Annotated in this window: 13 protein-coding genes; 5 read left to right on the top strand and 8 right to left on the bottom strand. The window is 51.7% G+C overall.

Translation table 11 applies throughout. The features are described from left to right. The coding region (gene rpsD, locus TJ79_RS01710; protein WP_040948562.1) for a 30S ribosomal protein S4 at positions 1 to 359 on the top strand (359 nt) is incomplete at its 5' end. A 196-nt stretch (positions 360 to 555) separates the two neighbouring features. Beyond that, the gene (locus TJ79_RS25620) at positions 556 to 1,380 is read left to right on the top strand and encodes a helix-turn-helix domain-containing protein (RefSeq protein WP_052339170.1); all 825 of its coding nucleotides are present in this window, start codon (positions 556 to 558) and stop codon (positions 1,378 to 1,380) included. Between the two features lie 170 nt (positions 1,381 to 1,550). Here TJ79_RS25620 and tyrS read toward each other — a convergent pair whose 3' ends face one another. Then, positions 1,551 to 2,813, bottom strand: a complete 1,263-nt coding sequence (tyrS, locus tag TJ79_RS01700) for a tyrosine--tRNA ligase (protein ID WP_040948559.1) — start codon at positions 2,811 to 2,813, stop codon at positions 1,551 to 1,553. A 571-nt stretch (positions 2,814 to 3,384) separates the two neighbouring features. Between tyrS and TJ79_RS01695 the strand changes: the two genes are divergently transcribed. Beyond that, on the top strand, positions 3,385 to 6,513 hold the full coding sequence (locus TJ79_RS01695; RefSeq protein ID WP_040948558.1) for a transglycosylase domain-containing protein: 3,129 nt from the start codon (positions 3,385 to 3,387) through the stop codon (positions 6,511 to 6,513). Positions 6,514 to 6,600: 87 nt separating this feature from the next. Here the strand turns inward: TJ79_RS01695 and acsA are convergent, their stop codons facing one another. Further along, positions 6,601 to 8,325 (bottom strand): acetate--CoA ligase, encoded by a 1,725-nt coding sequence (gene acsA, locus TJ79_RS01690; protein WP_040948557.1) that lies wholly within the window; start codon positions 8,323 to 8,325, stop codon positions 6,601 to 6,603. A 164-nt stretch (positions 8,326 to 8,489) separates the two neighbouring features. Between acsA and TJ79_RS01685 the strand changes: the two genes are divergently transcribed. Together TJ79_RS01685 and TJ79_RS01680 are read left to right on the top strand one after the other, a co-directional pair. Then, complete coding sequence (locus tag TJ79_RS01685; protein WP_040948556.1) at positions 8,490 to 9,122, top strand: GNAT family N-acetyltransferase; 633 nt, start codon at positions 8,490 to 8,492, stop codon at positions 9,120 to 9,122. Between the two features lie 26 nt (positions 9,123 to 9,148). After that, complete coding sequence (locus TJ79_RS01680; protein WP_040948555.1) at positions 9,149 to 10,330, top strand: acetoin utilization protein AcuC; 1,182 nt, start codon at positions 9,149 to 9,151, stop codon at positions 10,328 to 10,330. A 68-nt stretch (positions 10,331 to 10,398) separates the two neighbouring features. On the opposite strand, the gene TJ79_RS01675 is transcribed toward TJ79_RS01680, so the two are convergent. The 6 genes from TJ79_RS01675 to TJ79_RS01650 form a co-directional block, all read right to left on the bottom strand. Next, positions 10,399 to 11,133 (bottom strand): 5'-methylthioadenosine/adenosylhomocysteine nucleosidase, encoded by a 735-nt coding sequence (locus TJ79_RS01675; protein WP_052339169.1) that lies wholly within the window; start codon positions 11,131 to 11,133, stop codon positions 10,399 to 10,401. 217 nt (positions 11,134 to 11,350) lie between these two features. Then, positions 11,351 to 12,373: a catabolite control protein A gene (gene ccpA / locus TJ79_RS01670; protein WP_238322718.1), complete on the bottom strand. Its 1,023-nt coding sequence runs from the start codon at positions 12,371 to 12,373 to the stop codon at positions 11,351 to 11,353. A gap of 218 nt (positions 12,374 to 12,591) precedes the next feature. Further along, positions 12,592 to 13,017: a hypothetical protein gene (locus TJ79_RS01665; protein ID WP_040948553.1), complete on the bottom strand. Its 426-nt coding sequence runs from the start codon at positions 13,015 to 13,017 to the stop codon at positions 12,592 to 12,594. A gap of 131 nt (positions 13,018 to 13,148) precedes the next feature. Next, positions 13,149 to 13,670, bottom strand: a complete 522-nt coding sequence (locus TJ79_RS01660) for a type 1 glutamine amidotransferase domain-containing protein (RefSeq protein ID WP_040948552.1) — start codon at positions 13,668 to 13,670, stop codon at positions 13,149 to 13,151. Continuing rightward, positions 13,660 to 15,432, bottom strand: a complete 1,773-nt coding sequence (gene ptsP, locus TJ79_RS01655; RefSeq protein ID WP_040948551.1) for a phosphoenolpyruvate--protein phosphotransferase — start codon at positions 15,430 to 15,432, stop codon at positions 13,660 to 13,662. The genes TJ79_RS01660 and ptsP overlap by 11 nt, the downstream gene beginning before the upstream one ends. Then, the coding region (locus TJ79_RS01650; RefSeq protein WP_202903263.1) for a PTS sugar transporter subunit IIAB at positions 15,429 to 16,064 on the bottom strand (636 nt) is incomplete at its 5' end. The genes TJ79_RS01650 and ptsP, both read right to left, overlap by 4 nt.

Here is a 16,064-nt window from a genome sequence, read left to right as displayed (position 1 = left end):
CCGGTGAAAACTTCATGTTCCTGCTGGAAAGCCGCTTGGACAACCTGGTTTACCGTCTCGGCTTCTCCAACTCCCGTGCAGGCTCTCGCCAGCTTGTCTCCCACGGTCACGTTACCGTAAACGGCAAGAAGGTCGACATCGCTTCCTACACCGTTAGTGTTGGCGACGTTATCGGACTGCGCGAAAGAAGCCGCAACCTGGCAACCATCAAAGATGCTCTGGCTGGCCGTCATCACATTCCGGGCTACCTGGACTTCAACGAACAAGCGATGGAAGGCAAATACGTTCGCCTGCCTGAGCGTGCCGAACTCTCCCAAGAGATCGACGAAAAGCAAATCGTCGAATTCTACAGCCGTTAATCTTCACAATCAAAACCGGACCTTTGGTCCGGTTTTCGTTATTCTCCACAAACAAAACCGGACACTGGTCCGGTTTTTTTGTTGATCTCCCGCTTTTTTCGGAAATCAGCAGATTATGCTTGACTCTTCCCTTACGTAAGAATGTAAAGTAACCTTGATTCAAAGGGATTTTACACTTTCGTTGGGGAGAATGGCGATGAAAATCAAAGAAGCATGCACACGAACCGGACTGACTGAAAGAACGATTCGTTTTTATGTTGAGGAAAACCTGATTCATCCGAAAACCACTCGAATGAACGGAAGGGAATATCGCGACTACGGAGAACAGGATATTGCCAGACTGCAGACGGTAGCCGAACTGCGCAAGTTGTTTTTCAGTATTGAGGAAATCAGGGAGATGTTAATCTTCCCCGAGCGCATAGCCGGTGTGGTAGCAGCTTATCAGCTCAAATTGCAAGCGGACGCTGACGCAAAAGAAGCGATTCTCCAACGGCTGGAAACGGTGGATGTGGGCAGACTAGCGGATGCGGAGGCGCTTGTAGGCAGTCTGAAAGGTCTCTCGGCGGAGTTCTCCCTTCCTCTTCGGGATATTGCACCGGACTTTGGAAGGTGGGATGGAATCAGCAAGCAGGAACGGGAGCAGGAATACGAGCGTTACCTGGAACGGCAAAGACGGCAAATGCTCCGCGGAAAAGTGACCGTCATCGTCATTGCCGTGCTGAACGTACTTTTTTCCCTCCTCTCGTCCATATTCGAGCCTCACCTTTTCTCGTTGCTCATCAATATCGTCTTGTCCATCTCCCTTTTTGCCGGGGTGGTGTGGGTTCGCTATCTGTTTGCTGGCTTGTTAGCTTTGAACGTTCTTCAAGGCATCATTCTTATGCCAGACATCAGCGATCAGGTTCCGTTGTGGGCAATCGGCTTCCTCTTCATTCAGGTCGTCTATGCTGCAACGGCCTTCTATATGCTTGTTCGCAGCGAAGCCGTAAGCGAGTTTTTGTACAACAAAAGCAACGGGTAAAGCAAGGATAAACGGCTGACGCCGTCCTTGAAGGACTAGCGACGTTTACCGTAGCGGAGAAAGCCTATTTATAGTGCTAAACTTATAGAATCTTTTGTGGTAAAAAGAAAAGGCCGATCTCCTGCCGCATGCATCATGCGTTGGGAGACCGGCCTGTTTGTCTTATCAGATTAATCGGCAAAACGCGCCAGGTAGTAATTTTTCTTTCCGCGGCGGATGATCAAGTAAGACCCGCCGATGCGGCCAAGCTCGGTTCCCTTGCTATCCAGGCTTGTTGCTTTGACGCCGTTAACCGTGACAGCGCCGCTTTCCACGTCTTGACGGGCTTGGCGCTTCGATGGTGCCGCGCCGACGGCGACAAGCAGATCAACGAGACCGATGCTTTCATCTTCCAGCGTAGAGGACGGGACGTCTTTGAAAGCTTCTTCGATCTCCTCTTTCGAAAGATCCTGAACATTCCCGCTAAACAGCGCCTGGGTGATGTTGATGGCGCTTTGCAACGCCTCTTCCCCGTGAACCAAACGGGTGACTTCGGCTGCCAGCGTCTTTTGGGCTTCCCGCTTTTCCGGCTGTGTCTTGACTTCTTCCTCCAGACGGCTGATCTCTTCACGCGTCAGGAAGGTGAAACACTTCAGAAAACGGACCACATCCTGGTCGTCGGCATTGACCCAGAACTGGTAAAACTGGTAAGGAGTTGTCTTTTTCGCGTCCAGCCATACCGATCCGCCGGCGGTTTTGCCGAATTTGGTGCCGTCGCTCTTGGTGATGAGCGGAAATGTCATCCCGAAAGCTTCCTTTTTGGACGACTTACCGATCAGTTCAAGACCAGCAGTGATATTGCCCCATTGGTCGCTGCCTCCCAGCTGCAGGGAGCAGTTTTTCGTTTCGCTCAACTTCAGGAAATCGTACGACTGGAGAATCATGTAGCTGAATTCGGTGAACGAGATGCCGTTACCGATGCGGGAATCGACGGAATCTTTGGCCAGCATGTAGTTGACGGTGAAGTTCTTGCCGACGTCCCGCAGGAAATCGATCATCTGCAAAGAGCCCAGCCAGTCGTAGTTATTGACCATCTCCGCGGGATTCTCTCGCTCTGTCGAGAAGTCAAGGAAGCGAGAAAGCTGCTCCTTGATGCGGTTACTCCACTCAACCACGATCTCTCCGGAATTCAGGGAACGCTCCGTCGACCGCCCGCTGGGATCGCCGATGAGGCCGGTTCCGCCGCCTACAAGTGCCAACGGAATATGTCCCGCCAGTTGAAAACGGCGCATCGTCAAAATCAGTACCAGATTGCCAATGTGTAAGCTGTCCGCAGTCGGGTCAAAGCCGCCGTAGAGAACGACCCTCTCATTCAACAACTTCTTCTCCAACTCGTCTCGGTTGGTGACCTGATAAACCAATCCTCTGTACTCCAAATCCTCTAAAATGTTCATGTTGCCTTTCTCCTTTCTTTTGGAAAATCAAACCGAATCTGAACGTAAAAAAGAGCCTTCATCCCAAGGGACGAGAGGCTCTTCTGCTCGCGGTACCACCCTCGTTAAAGCGGATAACGACTAACATGTTCCGCTTTCACTCGACAATTCATAACGGGATTGCCCCGGGCAAAAGCTACTGAAACAGGTCGCGCAGGCAGCGCCAGACTCTGTCCGTTCCCAATGCCAGCTCCGGACGGTACTTCGGATATGACGCCTGCACCGGTTTGCACCACCCACCGGCTCTCTGAGGTCAGATACGTCACCCTACTGTGGAATGATCGCCCACTAAGACGATAATCCGTGGTCCTTCAAAGCTTTTGCTATGATCGATATTAATCAAGGTTATATCACAACCCGCAAGCCCGAGTCAACGGTATCCTCCAAAAAGCTTCTTTGTGCTATAATATGGTGTGTCTGTGCTGATTTAACCTTGTTGGCAGCAAGGGTTAACTTCAGGCGGCTTCGCCGTTTTTCCGCACATTCGCTGGTTTTTTGACAGCGGCATGTGTGTCTACGAAGGAGGTTTTCCATGAGCAAGAGCAAGCTTTCCGCTATCTTCTCGCCTTTTCGCAAGCGATGGGTTAAGATGTCGTTCCTAGTCTTTTTCCAAAGCTTGAAGTGGCTGATCATCAGCGGAATCATCCTCGGGTTTCTTGTCGGCGGCGCTGTATTCGGCTACGTCGCTTCAGTCGTCAAGGACGAGCCTGTTCGCTCCGCCGAACTGATAAACGAAAAGATGTCAGAGGACTCAGAAACGAGTTTTGTCTATTTTAATGATAATACCTTAATCGGCCAGATGCGAACCGACGAAGATCGGCTCGTGGCTACCCTTGACGAAATTCCGATGCAATTGCAGGAAGCGGTTTTAGCTATCGAGGATTCCAATTTCCGCAATCACAACGGCGTCGATTTTAAAGGAACGGCGCGGGCCATCTACCAACAGGTCCGCAATGAGCCGGTGCAAACCGGCGGCAGCACGATCACCCAGCAGTTGGCACGGCGAGTGTTTTTAAACCTGGACAAGGAAATCACCCGGAAGATCAAAGAGATTTTCCTGGCGATGCGTCTGGAACGGGTCATGTCAAAGGACCAAATCCTTACCGCGTACTTGAACAAAGTGCCTTACGGCAACGGCTCCTCCGGGTATAACGCCTACGGGATCAAAGCAGCTGCCAAAGGAATATTCGACGTCACCGATCTGACCAAGCTGAACATCGCCCAATGCGCTTATTTAGCAGGTTTGCCGCAGCAACCGAGCAATTTTTCTAATTATACGAGCAAAGGCCAATATGACGAAGACAACATCAAGAAAGCGATCACCCGGCAGCATCTAGTTCTCGATCAAATGTTGAAAAAGAACATCATAACCGAGGCGGAATACCAATCGGCTCTTACTTACGATATCCGCAGCCACTTGGCAAAGCCATCTGAGAAAGCGTACAACACGTACCCCTTCCTCATGCTGGCGGCAGAGGATAAAGCGGCGGAAATCCTGCTATCTCAAAGCAATCCCAATTTGAAAAAGGACGAAGACCCCGAAAAATACAACGAAGCGCTGAAAAATGCCCATGACATGCTCCTCCACGGTGGTTACAAGATATACACAACCATCGACAAGAGCATCTATGATGGCATGCACAAGATTTCGTCCAATGACGATAACTTCTTCCCTACTCCTGAGGGCAATCCCAAAGGGCCGGAGCAAATCGGCGCGATTATGATCAACAACAAATCCGGCGCCATTCTTGGCATGATCGAAGGCCGCGGCTATGACACCAAGCAGTTCAATCACGCCACCCAGGCTTTACGTCAGCCGGGCTCGACGATGAAGCCCATCGCCGCGTATGTTCCCGCTTTAGAGATGGGTAAAATCCAACCGGGCGGCGTCATCGACGACGTTCCGATTATTTTGAAGGATTATCAGAAGGGCTTCCACATCCCGATGAACTGGGATAACAAGTTCCACGGCCTGATCACGGCCCGTGTCGCACTGAACCAAAGCTACAATATTCCGGCCATCAAGCTTTTCCTCAATGATGTAGGCATTCAGGAAGCGTGGCGCTACGCCAGGGAGATGGGCATTACCTCTCTCACCAAACAAGACGACAACGCGCAAACGGGGGTTATCGGCGGTTTGACACAAGGGGTGTCCGTCGAGGAATTGACCAACGCTTACTCTACCATCGCCAATAACGGCAACTTCAATGATGCTTATATGGTGGAAAAAATCGTCGGCTCAGACGGAAACATTCTGTATCAGCATGAAACCACCCCGAAAAAAGTATTTTCCGAGCAAACCGCCTACTTGATGACGGACATGATGCGTACCGTCATTACGAATGGCACAGCGACGGATCTTAAAACTAAATTCAAGCACTACGGCGAAGTTCCCATCGTCGGCAAAACCGGCTCCACCCAAGATGACGCCGATGCCTGGTTCGAGGGCTATACCCCTGACATCACCGTGGGTGTATGGGCCGGGTACGAAGAGCCGAAATACAAGCTGACCAAGAAAAAAGCCGGAGACGGGGTCAGCCGGGCGAAAAACATTTGGGCGCTGATCATGGATGACGCCATCACAAGAAAACCGGAACTGTTCCAGACCAAGGAATTCACCATGCCTAAGGGAATCGTAAAAGCTACGGTATCCAGTCTTTCCGGCAAGTTGCCCAGTGAGTTGGTTACACAAGAGAAGAAGCTGACGACGGATTTATTCAACGTCAAATACTTGCCCCAGGATGTCGACGATGTCTTGGTTTCGATGAAATACATTACGTATAACAGCGTCAACTACATGCCGAATCCTGCCACACCTGAGGATTTCCTGCAAGAAAAGGTCGTCATCAAACGGGAGCAATCCATCAGCGCATTGATGAAGCAGATCGAGGAACTGATGAAAAAAGCGAAAGGGGATGACAGAAAGCCCCTCAGCATGTTCGTTCCGATAGATGCAGACGAAGAAGCGCCGAGCGAAGCCGACCCCCGTGTGGATGACGGAGTCGCACCGTCCGCACCAACAGCCATCTCCCTTACGGGAACGGGAGGCGCCGCGCAAATTGCCTTTACCGCAAGCCCGAATGCCGATGTCGTCGGGTACCGGTTATACCAAGAGTCTTCACCGGGAGAGTATCGCGTTGTTCCCGCAACGGTCGTTTTAGCCGGCCAGGAAACGGTATTTAAAACGCTCCCGGCCCCCGGTGCTGCCACATCATACTATGTAACCGCCGTCGACGTATCTGGGAGAGAATCAACTCCCAGCGAAGTGACCGGAATGGTAATGGCTCCAGGAGGCACGGATAATCCGGGAAGCACACCGAATCCCGGGGAAAATCCCGATAATACCAGCAATCCAAACGCCAGTGAAAATCCGCCTGGGGAAAATCTGCCTGGAGCTCCGAATGGGCTGAAGGCGCAAGATGCGGCAGGTTCCTTGTATCTCACCTGGCAAGCCCGCCCTGTCGAAGAGCAGGTGATCGATTACCGCATCTACTTCAGCCAGTTCCGCAATACCGGCTATAGTCTGGTGGGGTCGACCGGAGGCGCAACCGAGTATATGAACATCACGCCGCAAGGGTCCGGCTACTACCGGGTGACTTCAATCAGTGCGTCGGGAGAATCGGAAAAGAGCGCACCGATCCAGATCGGAAATACCCCGTAACCCAATCATTCTCCACACTCAAACGGCCGCTTCCTCAGTAATGAGAGAAGCGGCCGTTACCTTTTTCCTATCGGATAAGATCTGATGCTAATCCTCGATGGTAGATAAATCACCGGTCGGTAAGTTCAGTTCCCATGCCTTGAGCACTCTTCGCATGATTTTCCCGCTGCGGGTTTTGGGCAGCTTCTCTTTGAATTCGATCTCCCGCGGAGCTGCGTGTGCGGACAGTCCATCTTTCACAAATTTGGCGATTTCCTCTTTGAGTTCAGTTGACGGCGTGTAGCCCTCCCGCAAGGAAATAAAGGCTTTAATGATCTCCCCCCGCAACGGATCGGGCTTGCCAATTACGCCTGCCTCCGCCACAGCCGGATGCTCCACCAGCTTGCTTTCCACCTCGAAGGGGCCAACCCGTTCTCCAGCCGTGTTGATCACGTCGTCTATGCGGCCTTGAAACCAGAAGTAGCCGTCCTCATCCCGGTAAGCGGAGTCTCCGGAAATATACCACCCTGGCAGACGGAAGTATTCTTTATACTTGGCCGGGTTGTTCCATATCGCCCGCATCATCGAAGGCCAAGGCGTGCGGATGGCCAAATTCCCCATACGGTAAGGAGGAAGCTCGTTTCCATTATCATCGACGATAGCGGCTTCGACACCGGGAATCGGTTTTCCCATAGAGCCTGGTCTGATTTCCATAGAAGGATAATTGCAAATCAACTGCCCGCCGGTTTCCGTCATCCACCATGTATCATGAATCCGCCGATCATAGACTTTCATCCCCCAGCGAACTACCTCCGGGTTGAGCGGCTCGCCGACGCTTAAGACATGGCGCAAGGAGGACAGATCAAATTGCTCCGCCGCCTCATCTCCTGCCCCCATCAGCATGCGGAATGCCGTAGGCGCGCTATACCATACGGTTACGCCAAAACGCTCGATCGTCTCGTACCAATCCTTGGGGCTGAATCGGCCGCCGCGGATAATGTTAGTGACTCCATTCAACCAGGGAGCGAATATACCATATGACGTTCCGGTGACCCATCCCGGATCTGCCGTGCACCAGTAGATATCATCTTCTTTTAAATCGAGCACCACTTGGCCTGTAAACTTATGCTGGATCATGGCGTTTTGAACATGAAAAACCCCTTTGGGCTTGCCGGTAGATCCTGATGTATAATGAATGATCAAGCCGTCTTCACGGCCCATCCACTCGATTTCCAAATCATCGGAGGATCGGCTCATTGCCTGGTGATAATCCGTAATCCCATCCGTAACGGCCGCTGCGTCTCCTACCAAAATCAAATGTTTCAGCTCCGGAAGCTGATCCCGTGGCACTCTTTGCACCAGATTCGGTGTGGTCACCACCGCTACGGCGCCGCTGTCGGCCAGACGATCCTTGACGGCCGTTTCCATAAACGCTTCAAAAAGAGGTCCCACAACGGCACCGATCTTGAGTGCGCCGAGGAGCGCGAAATAGAGCTCGGGAGATCGTGGCATAAATATGAACACCCGTTCCCCTTTTCCCACACCCAATTGCCGCAGGACGTTGCCGAAGCGATTGGACTGCTGCTTCATTTCGGCGAAGGTATAGGACTCATCCCGCAAACCGTCCAGATAGTGCAGAGCCACCTTGCTGCCTTTTCCGTTATCCACGTGCCGATCAATCGCCTCATACGCCATATTCATGCGGTCATTGTCATACCAGGAGAAAGAAGCTTCCACCGTCTCCCAAGAAAAAAGGGAACGGGCTTCCTCGTAATCTCCCAAATTGGAGTTCGAACCTGCGGCTGGAATGGACTCGGTTTTCGTATTTTCCATACACATTCCCTTCCTCTCCCAATTTAAACGCTTTCATTATGGAAAAGTTCACTATATCGCAATATATTATAGCACACGTCAAAAAATTGTCACAATCCTTTTCAAACCCGTTTTAATTTGCTATAAGTTAGATAACGAGTATGGACTGAAAAGGAGAGCAGCGGATGGAGCATCTTAAAATCTATCAACACGGAGAGATTTCCACCCCTGATACGACTTTGATTATCGAAGGTCCGGTCGATCCCCTTTCCCTTTCCGGGTACGAGATGCACCCTGATCTCGACGCTTTTCGTCCTCCGAGGGAGCAACTGGCCGCACTTGTGGAAATCGCCTCTTTGCCGGAAGGCCGAATCATCCTCGCCCGGGATGAAGCCACGATTGTCGGCTATGTAACGTTCCATTACCCGGACGAATTGGAACGGTGGTCACAAGGTCAAATGGAAGATTTAATCGAGCTTGGCGCTATTGAAGTTGCCAATGGATACCGGGGAGCGCAGTTGGGAAAACGCATGCTTGCCCTTGCCTTTTCCCGGGAGCAAATGGAGAACGTCATCGTGTTCACGACCGAATATTATTGGCACTGGGACTTGAAAGCGAGCGGCCTTGATGTTTGGGAATACCGCAAGATGATGGAAAAGCTGATGAAAAGCGTGGATATGATTTGGTTTGCAACGGATGATCCCGAAATCTGCTCCCATCCCGCTAATTGCCTGATGGCACGGGTAGGCAAACGCGTTGCCCATCAATCGGCGGAAGCTTTTGACCGCATCCGTTTTCAACAGCGGTTCATGTACTGACCCTGGAGGAGGAGTGAATCTGCCGGATGGAAGCCGCCAGCCTGTTTATTTATGATCCGAATGAAATGAAATACCGATTCCATGACGATCATCCCTTCAATCAGAAAAGATTGGATCTGACAACCGATTTACTCCGCCATACAGGAGCGCTATCAACTTCCGATACTCAGAAGCCAAAGCAAGCCGACGAAGAGGAACTCCTGCTCAATCACACCCGTGAATATATCGATGCCGTAAAAAAACTGAGCCGCTCATCAGAACAGTCGCCTGATTATGAGTTGGCGGATAAATTCGGGCTGCATACCGACGACACTCCCTTTTTCCCCGGCATGCATGAAATAACCTCCTACGTCGTCGGTGGATCGTTGATCGCGGCTCATGCCGTGATGCAAGGAAAAACAAAGCGCGCCTTGCACTTGGCTGGCGGGCTGCATCATGCCATGCCAAATAAGGGAGCAGGCTTCTGCGTGTACAACGACGCCTCGATCGCCATCGCGGCCATACGTAAAACCTACAAAGCGCGGGTTCTCTACGTAGATACGGATGTCCATCACGGAGACGGGGTGCAGTGGTCCTTTTATACGGACTCCGATGTCTGTACCTTCTCCATTCACGAAACCGGTCGTTACCTCTTTCCCGGAACCGGGGGCGTTCAGGAGCGGGGGGATCATCAGGGCTTCGGCTGGTCCATAAACCTTCCTTTGGAGCCCTACACGGAAGACGAATCCTGGCTCGCAAGCTTCACGGAAGTTTTTGAACGCGTCCTATCGGCGTTTAAACCCGATGTTATCGTCTCCCAACACGGCTGCGATGCCCACGCTTTTGACCCTCTTGCTCACATCCATTGCAGTATGAATATTTATTTGCACATCCCGCGGATTATTCGCGAGGCGGCGGATCGCTGGTGCGGAGGTCGCTGGATCGCTTTAGGCGGCGGGGGCTATGATATCTGGAGAGTCGTGCCCCGAGCTTGGAGCTTATTGTGGCTGGAGATGATCCGTCATCCTTTGCCCGATCTGCTGCGAAGCGACCCCCGCACCCGCCTTCCCGAAACATGGCTGGAGCGCTGGCGGCGCGAGAGCCCGGTTCCCCTGCCCCTCTACTGGCTGGATCCCGCAGATGAATGGGAACCGATGCCGCGGCGTAAAGAAATCACCCTGCGCAACAAGGTCATCACCGAATTAGCTATGATCTATTTACCTACCTGAATAATGCCCTTCTTATGAAGAAACCCGGCATCCTGAAGAGGATAGCCGGGTTTAAAAATTTACAGAGATTAATCCAAAATCTTAACCATTTCCGTTACGATGGTGCAAGCTTTCTCCGCCGCTGATCGGCAAAACTCGGGAAAATTGATGTGCGCCGAGCCGTCTGCTTTATCCGACATGGAGCGGATCACGACATAAGGAATTCCGTTCATGTGACAGACTTGAGCAACCGCCGCTCCCTCCATCTCCGCGCAGCTTCCACCCATTTCTTGATGGAGCCGGTGAACCGCATTCCGGTCAGCAATGAATTGATCCCCTGACAAGATACGACCGCGCTTCACACTTTCTCCGTAAAGCTCCTTGCTAATGGTAAAAGCCGCATTAACCAAGGCCGGATCAGCTGGAAATAGGGATACTTCTTGATAAGGGATGACCCCTTTTTCATAGCCGAGGGCTGTCACATCCATATCATGCTGCATGCATTCATCGGATACAACGATATCGCCGATGGCAAGCTCCGGGTCAAGGGCACCAGCCACGCCGGTAAAAAGTACGGCTTTCACACCGAAACGATCAATCAGCGTTTGGGTGCACACGGCCGCATTGACCTTGCCAACACCGGAGCGGCAGACGACGACATCCCGGTTTAAAAAGCGTCCTTCGCGATAGGTTATGCCTGCGTGTACTGTTTCCTTGCTATTTTCCATTCTGGCGTGAAAATATTCGATTTCTTCATCCATTGCGCCAATTAGCGCAAGCTTCGCCTGGGGCAAATCCGTCCAACTCCTCTTAACAGGCAACATCTCGGTCTTTCCAAGGATAAACGGTTGACACCGTCCTTGGGATGACGGGCGACGTTTACCGATGCGGAATAAGGCTATTTGTCGTGCTAAACTTATAAATGCTGCCCTGAAATAACCTTTTCTCATGTAGGTTAAGCTTCAGGCGGCTGTGCCGATATTTCATACATTCGCTGGTGCCGCGACAGCGGCATGTATGTCTTATGTAGAAAAAAGCGGCTCAGTTTAGCTGAGCCACCGATTTACGCATGATAATTTCATGAGGAAGAATGAACTTGCTCTGCTCAATGGTTTCCTTATTCATCAGCTTGGTCAGAAGCCTCATGGATACCGCACCGATGTCGTACATCGGTTGAGCTGCTGTAGAGAGCAGCGGACGCACCATGGAAGCCATCCGGCTGTTATCGACACTGATGATGGAGAAATCATCGGGAACGCGCAAGCCTTCGTCCTGAATGCGGTGAATCGCTCCGATCGCCATTTCATCGTTTCCAGAGAAAATCGCGGTAGGCTTGTCCGCCAGCTTGAGGAAGTAGTCCATCGCCTCCATGCCCGATTCGTAACGGTAGTTGCCGATCCGGACGAAGTCCTCGCGGAAAGGAATTCCGGCCTGCTCCAGCGCTCTGCGGTAGCCTTGATAACGGGCATACCCGTTTGCCGGATCTTCCAGCGTACCGCTGATCATGCCGATGCTGCGGTGGCCCTTGGCGATCAGAGCATTAACAGCATCGAAAGCGGCTCCTTCATGATCGATATCCACTTCAGGAAGGGCATTGGCATTGTCTGTCGTCGCACAGAGCACGATCGGCACATGAGCGGTGCGGAAAGCATCCCGATGTTCTTCCGTCACGGTGCCGCCCATAAACAGGAGCCCGTCGACCTGCTTTTCCAAAAGGGCGTTAATGACGCGAATTTCTTTCTCTTTCTTCTTGTCGGCGTTGCAAAGAATAATATTGTAATGGTACATGGTTGCGATATCTTCGATTCCCCGGGCAACTTCCGCAAAGAGAGTATTGGAGATATCGGGAATAACAACTCCCACGGTTGTCGTCTTCTTGCTGGCTAAACCCCGAGCGACCGCATTGGGCCGATATCCGAGGCGTTCGATGGCTTCAAACACTTTCTTGCGGGTCTGAGGCTTCACATTGGGGTTATTGTTGACAACCCTAGAGACTGTTGCCATAGAAACGCCCGCTTCGCGCGCTACATCGTAAATCGTCACCGTCACATTAATTCGCTCCATTTATCTGATTATTTGTCGTTCGATCCATATTATAGATAATCATACGATAAAAAACGGCAATTCGCAACGATTGAGCATGGATCAAGGTCAAACGTGCGCCTTTATCTTGCGGAAAAGCTGATATTCACCATCCCTGAAGGAAAATAGGGCAAAAAAAGAACCGCAGGTGCGGTTCAGACTATCGGAAAGCTGAATTGAAAATGATGAATGGAAAGAGATTAGCCATGCATGAAAAGCAACTCCGGAATAGGATAGGCCGTTAGCACAGACAATCGGCGTCCGATGTCTTCCTCCCACGGAGTATCCTCCAGCGACCGGGCCAAGAGCAGCATATCCAACAGCTCGTTGATTCTTTCCTCTACCAGCAGCTTGAGCTGTCTCGGATTTCCGCCTTTCTCGCAATAGGCAGCGATAAGTCTGGCTATCTCATTGCGCTCGCCAAAGCCAAGGATTTGCCTGGCTGGCCGTTCGCCCAGTTCTTCAACCAGTTCCAGCAGTTGCTCCTTCACATATGGGAGAACCTCGTAGCGATCGCAACCGAGGCATACCCAAATCGGCACACCTTCAATCTCCACCTTATGACGGTAAATGATACGGTTGATTCGAATGGCCATTTTCTTTCCGCACATGCAAATCTTATTCATGACTCCCACTCCCGACTCTCTCCCGGAACATATGCGCGATGCATTCATTTTACTGATTTTCATGCAGATGCGCTATGGGTTTTACCGCGAAAAACGGAGGGAGTTGATGGAATCGGCATAAAAACATTCGGTCACTTGGCCAATAAACGGATGAATTCTCGCATGAAAGCCGGCAAATCCGGAGGTCTGCGTCCGGAGACGATATTGCGGTCAACGACAACCTCTTCATCCACCCATTTGGCGCCGGCATTTTCCAGATCGTCACGGATACCAGGTGTGGAGGTCATGGTATATCCGCTCACGATCTTGGCTGATATCAACACCCAGCCGGCGTGGCAAATTTGCCCGATCGGCTTGCCTTGCTCATGAATCTCCCGGGTTAATCGAAGCACCGCTGGATACCGTCTCAGTTTATCCGGAGCCCAGCCGCCGGGAACGTACAGCCCGTCATAACCGTCTGCCGCTTCTTCGTCGAAACTGGTATCCGTTTCAATTGAAACGCCATATTTGCCTTTGTACTTGGTTTTCCCCTTTGGTCCGGCGACGACCACTTCTGCACCGGCTTCCCTAAGCCGCAAAACCGGATACCACATTTCCAGATCCTCGAACTCATCGTCCGTGAATGCGAGTACCCGTTTACCTTTAAGCTCCATTTGCGATTTCCCCCTTCGAGTCGCCTGTCAAGGGCGCCGGAAGTGTAGTCGGCAGAGCGGCCGTCAACAGCTTGCGCACTTCGCCGCTTGTCCTGCAGGTGAGCACTTGCTCGGCGATTTCCTTGCAGCGTTCCGCATTTGTGGCCAGCAGCCTGCTCTTAAAGGGTAACACAGATTGCACCGACATGCTCACTTCGTGAATGCCAAAACCGATCCATAGCGGCAGGGCCAAAGGATCTCCGGCCATTTCACCGCAGATGCTAACGGGTATTCCAGCCTTGCAGCCTGCTCGGGCAACATGATTCAGCAGCCGGAGAACCGCTGGATGAAAGGGCTCGTAAAGCTCCGCTACCGCCTCGTTCATCCGATCGACACCAAGGACATATTGGATGAGATCGTTGGTGCCAATGCTCATGAAATCCACTTCTTGCGCCATCAAATCGGCAACTCCCGCCGCCGCAGGCAGTTCGATCATGATGCCAACAGGAATATTGCGTCCGAAGGTAATCCCCTCTTCCGCCAGCTCCCGTTCCACGTCGGCAATAATTTCCTTGCTTTTCCAAATATCGTCGATAGAGGACACCATGGGCAGCAGGATTTTCACCTTGCCATAAGCACCCGCCCGTAAAATCGCCCGCAGCTGCGTGCGGAACAAGTCCGTCCGCTTCAGCAAAATCCGGATGGCACGCAAGCCCATGGATGGATTGGCCTCCTGAGGCAGTGCAATATAATTGACCGGCTTGTCACCGCCAATGTCCATTGCCCGGATGGTCAAGGGTTCGCCGTTCAATAAACCGAGGGCTTCTTGATAGATGTGGAACTGTTCTTCTTCCGTCGGCATGATACTGCGCTCCATGAACAAAAACTCGGTACGGAATAATCCGACCCCCGCCACTCCATACTCCAGGGCGTTTGTAAGCTCCTTCACGGAATTGATATTGGCGCGAATCTCCAAGCGTTTGCCGTCTGCGGTAACTGGGGGGATAGTGACGATTTTTCGTAAAATTTCCTTCTCCTCGGTCTGAAGAGCTTTCCGATTTTGATACTCTTCCACTTCTTCAATTTCGGGATTCACCAGTACGGTTCCCGTCGAGCCGTCGATAATCAGCAAATCCCCGGTTTGAATGGGCTTATTCAGCTTTCCTTCCATGCCCAACACGCATGGGATGCCGATTGCCCGCGCCATAATCGCCGCATGAGAGGTGGTGCCGCCAAGCATAGTCACAACCCCCAGCGTCTTCTCCAGATTCAGGTTGGCAAACTGGGAGGGGGACAGTTCCTTCCCCACCGAAATACAAGGATGCTCCACCGGAGTCTCAACATCCTGAAAATCTCCCAGCAGATGCTTGAGCAGCCGGTTGCCAACATCCCGAATATCCCCTGCTCGCTCCTTCATATACTCGTCTTCGAGCAAATCAAACATGCCGACGAACTTGTCAATGGCTTCCTTTACTGCCACTTCAGCCGCTTTGAACTGCCGCTTCATGATATCCTGAACTTCATTGAGAAAAACCGGATCATCCAAAATCGCCAGATGCGCATTAAAGATATGGGATTCCTCTTCGCCAATGAGCTCGCGAATTTCGCTTTTGATTTCCTCCAGCTCTTCCCGGGAAAAACGGATGCTGCTGTACAGCTTGTCCATCTCCGAAGCAAGATCGGTTTCTTTTCCTGGCTTTTCCGGCAGCTCCCATTCCCAAACCGGAAGCACGTAGGCCCGGCCGATGGCGATGCCCGGCGCCGCTCCAATGCCATTACTCATACGTGGGTCCCCCCCGGCGAAACAAAATTTTCTTTCTCTTTAAGGGTTACGGAAAAAACGGAAGCCTGCCCTTTCTTCACCGCTTTAAAAGGAGCAAAACTCCAAGACTTCACCTTGTCCGAGTTGGTGATCACCATCGGCGTAGCTAGCGATTTGCTGTGTTGTTTGACCTTATCGATCTGGAAACGGATAAGCATTTGACCAGGCACAACCTCGTCGCCTTCCTTAACGAAAGTTTCAAAGTATTTTCCCTCCAAGCGGGAGGTATCAATGCCGACATGCAGCAAAACCTCCAGCCCTTCCTTGGTCCTTATCCCGATAGCATGTTTGGACGGATAGACGATCATGACCGTTCCAACCACAGGAGAAACAACCTCCCCGCGGTCGGGGATAAAAGCGACTCCATTTCCCACGATCCCAGCGGAAAACACAGGGTCCGGCACCTCTTTTAGAGGAACCATATGCCCTTGAACGGGAGAATAGAAAGGAATTTGTAAAATCTCTTTGCGGGTCAACTTGACGATTTCTTCCCGGATCATATCGGAGTAGGTGCCGAATACCACTTGAATATTGCCTCCACCAAGACGGATAATGCCCACCGCCCCTAAATTTTTCAAGGCGTTGTCATCCAC

It is taken from the genome of Gorillibacterium massiliense, from assembly GCF_000455485.1.
Classification (GTDB): Bacteria; Bacillota; Bacilli; order Paenibacillales; family NBRC-103111; genus Gorillibacterium; species Gorillibacterium massiliense.
The sequence above is the reverse complement of the archived record's forward strand: the minus strand, read 5'-3'. Positions and strand labels throughout refer to the sequence as shown.

Excerpts from the sequence above, each read along its gene's own strand:
- TJ79_RS01660 (WP_040948552.1), bottom strand. The coding sequence starts at position 13,670 with ATGGAGCTTAAAGGTAAACGGGTACTCGCATTCACGGACGATGAGTTC.
- tyrS (WP_040948559.1), bottom strand. The coding sequence starts at position 2,813 with ATGAACATTTTAGAGGATTTGGAGTACAGAGGATTGGTTTATCAGGTC.
- ccpA (WP_238322718.1), bottom strand. The coding sequence starts at position 12,373 with ATGGAGCGAATTAATGTGACGGTGACGATTTACGATGTAGCGCGCGAA.
- TJ79_RS25620 (WP_052339170.1), top strand. The coding sequence starts at position 556 with ATGAAAATCAAAGAAGCATGCACACGAACCGGACTGACTGAAAGAACG.
- TJ79_RS01680 (WP_040948555.1), top strand. The coding sequence starts at position 9,149 with ATGGAAGCCGCCAGCCTGTTTATTTATGATCCGAATGAAATGAAATAC.
- TJ79_RS01665 (WP_040948553.1), bottom strand. The coding sequence starts at position 13,017 with ATGAATAAGATTTGCATGTGCGGAAAGAAAATGGCCATTCGAATCAAC.
- ptsP (WP_040948551.1), bottom strand. The coding sequence starts at position 15,432 with ATGAGTAATGGCATTGGAGCGGCGCCGGGCATCGCCATCGGCCGGGCC.
- TJ79_RS01675 (WP_052339169.1), bottom strand. The coding sequence starts at position 11,133 with ATGTTGCCTGTTAAGAGGAGTTGGACGGATTTGCCCCAGGCGAAGCTT.
- TJ79_RS01695 (WP_040948558.1), top strand. The coding sequence starts at position 3,385 with ATGAGCAAGAGCAAGCTTTCCGCTATCTTCTCGCCTTTTCGCAAGCGA.
- acsA (WP_040948557.1), bottom strand. The coding sequence starts at position 8,325 with ATGGAAAATACGAAAACCGAGTCCATTCCAGCCGCAGGTTCGAACTCC.
- TJ79_RS01685 (WP_040948556.1), top strand. The coding sequence starts at position 8,490 with ATGGAGCATCTTAAAATCTATCAACACGGAGAGATTTCCACCCCTGAT.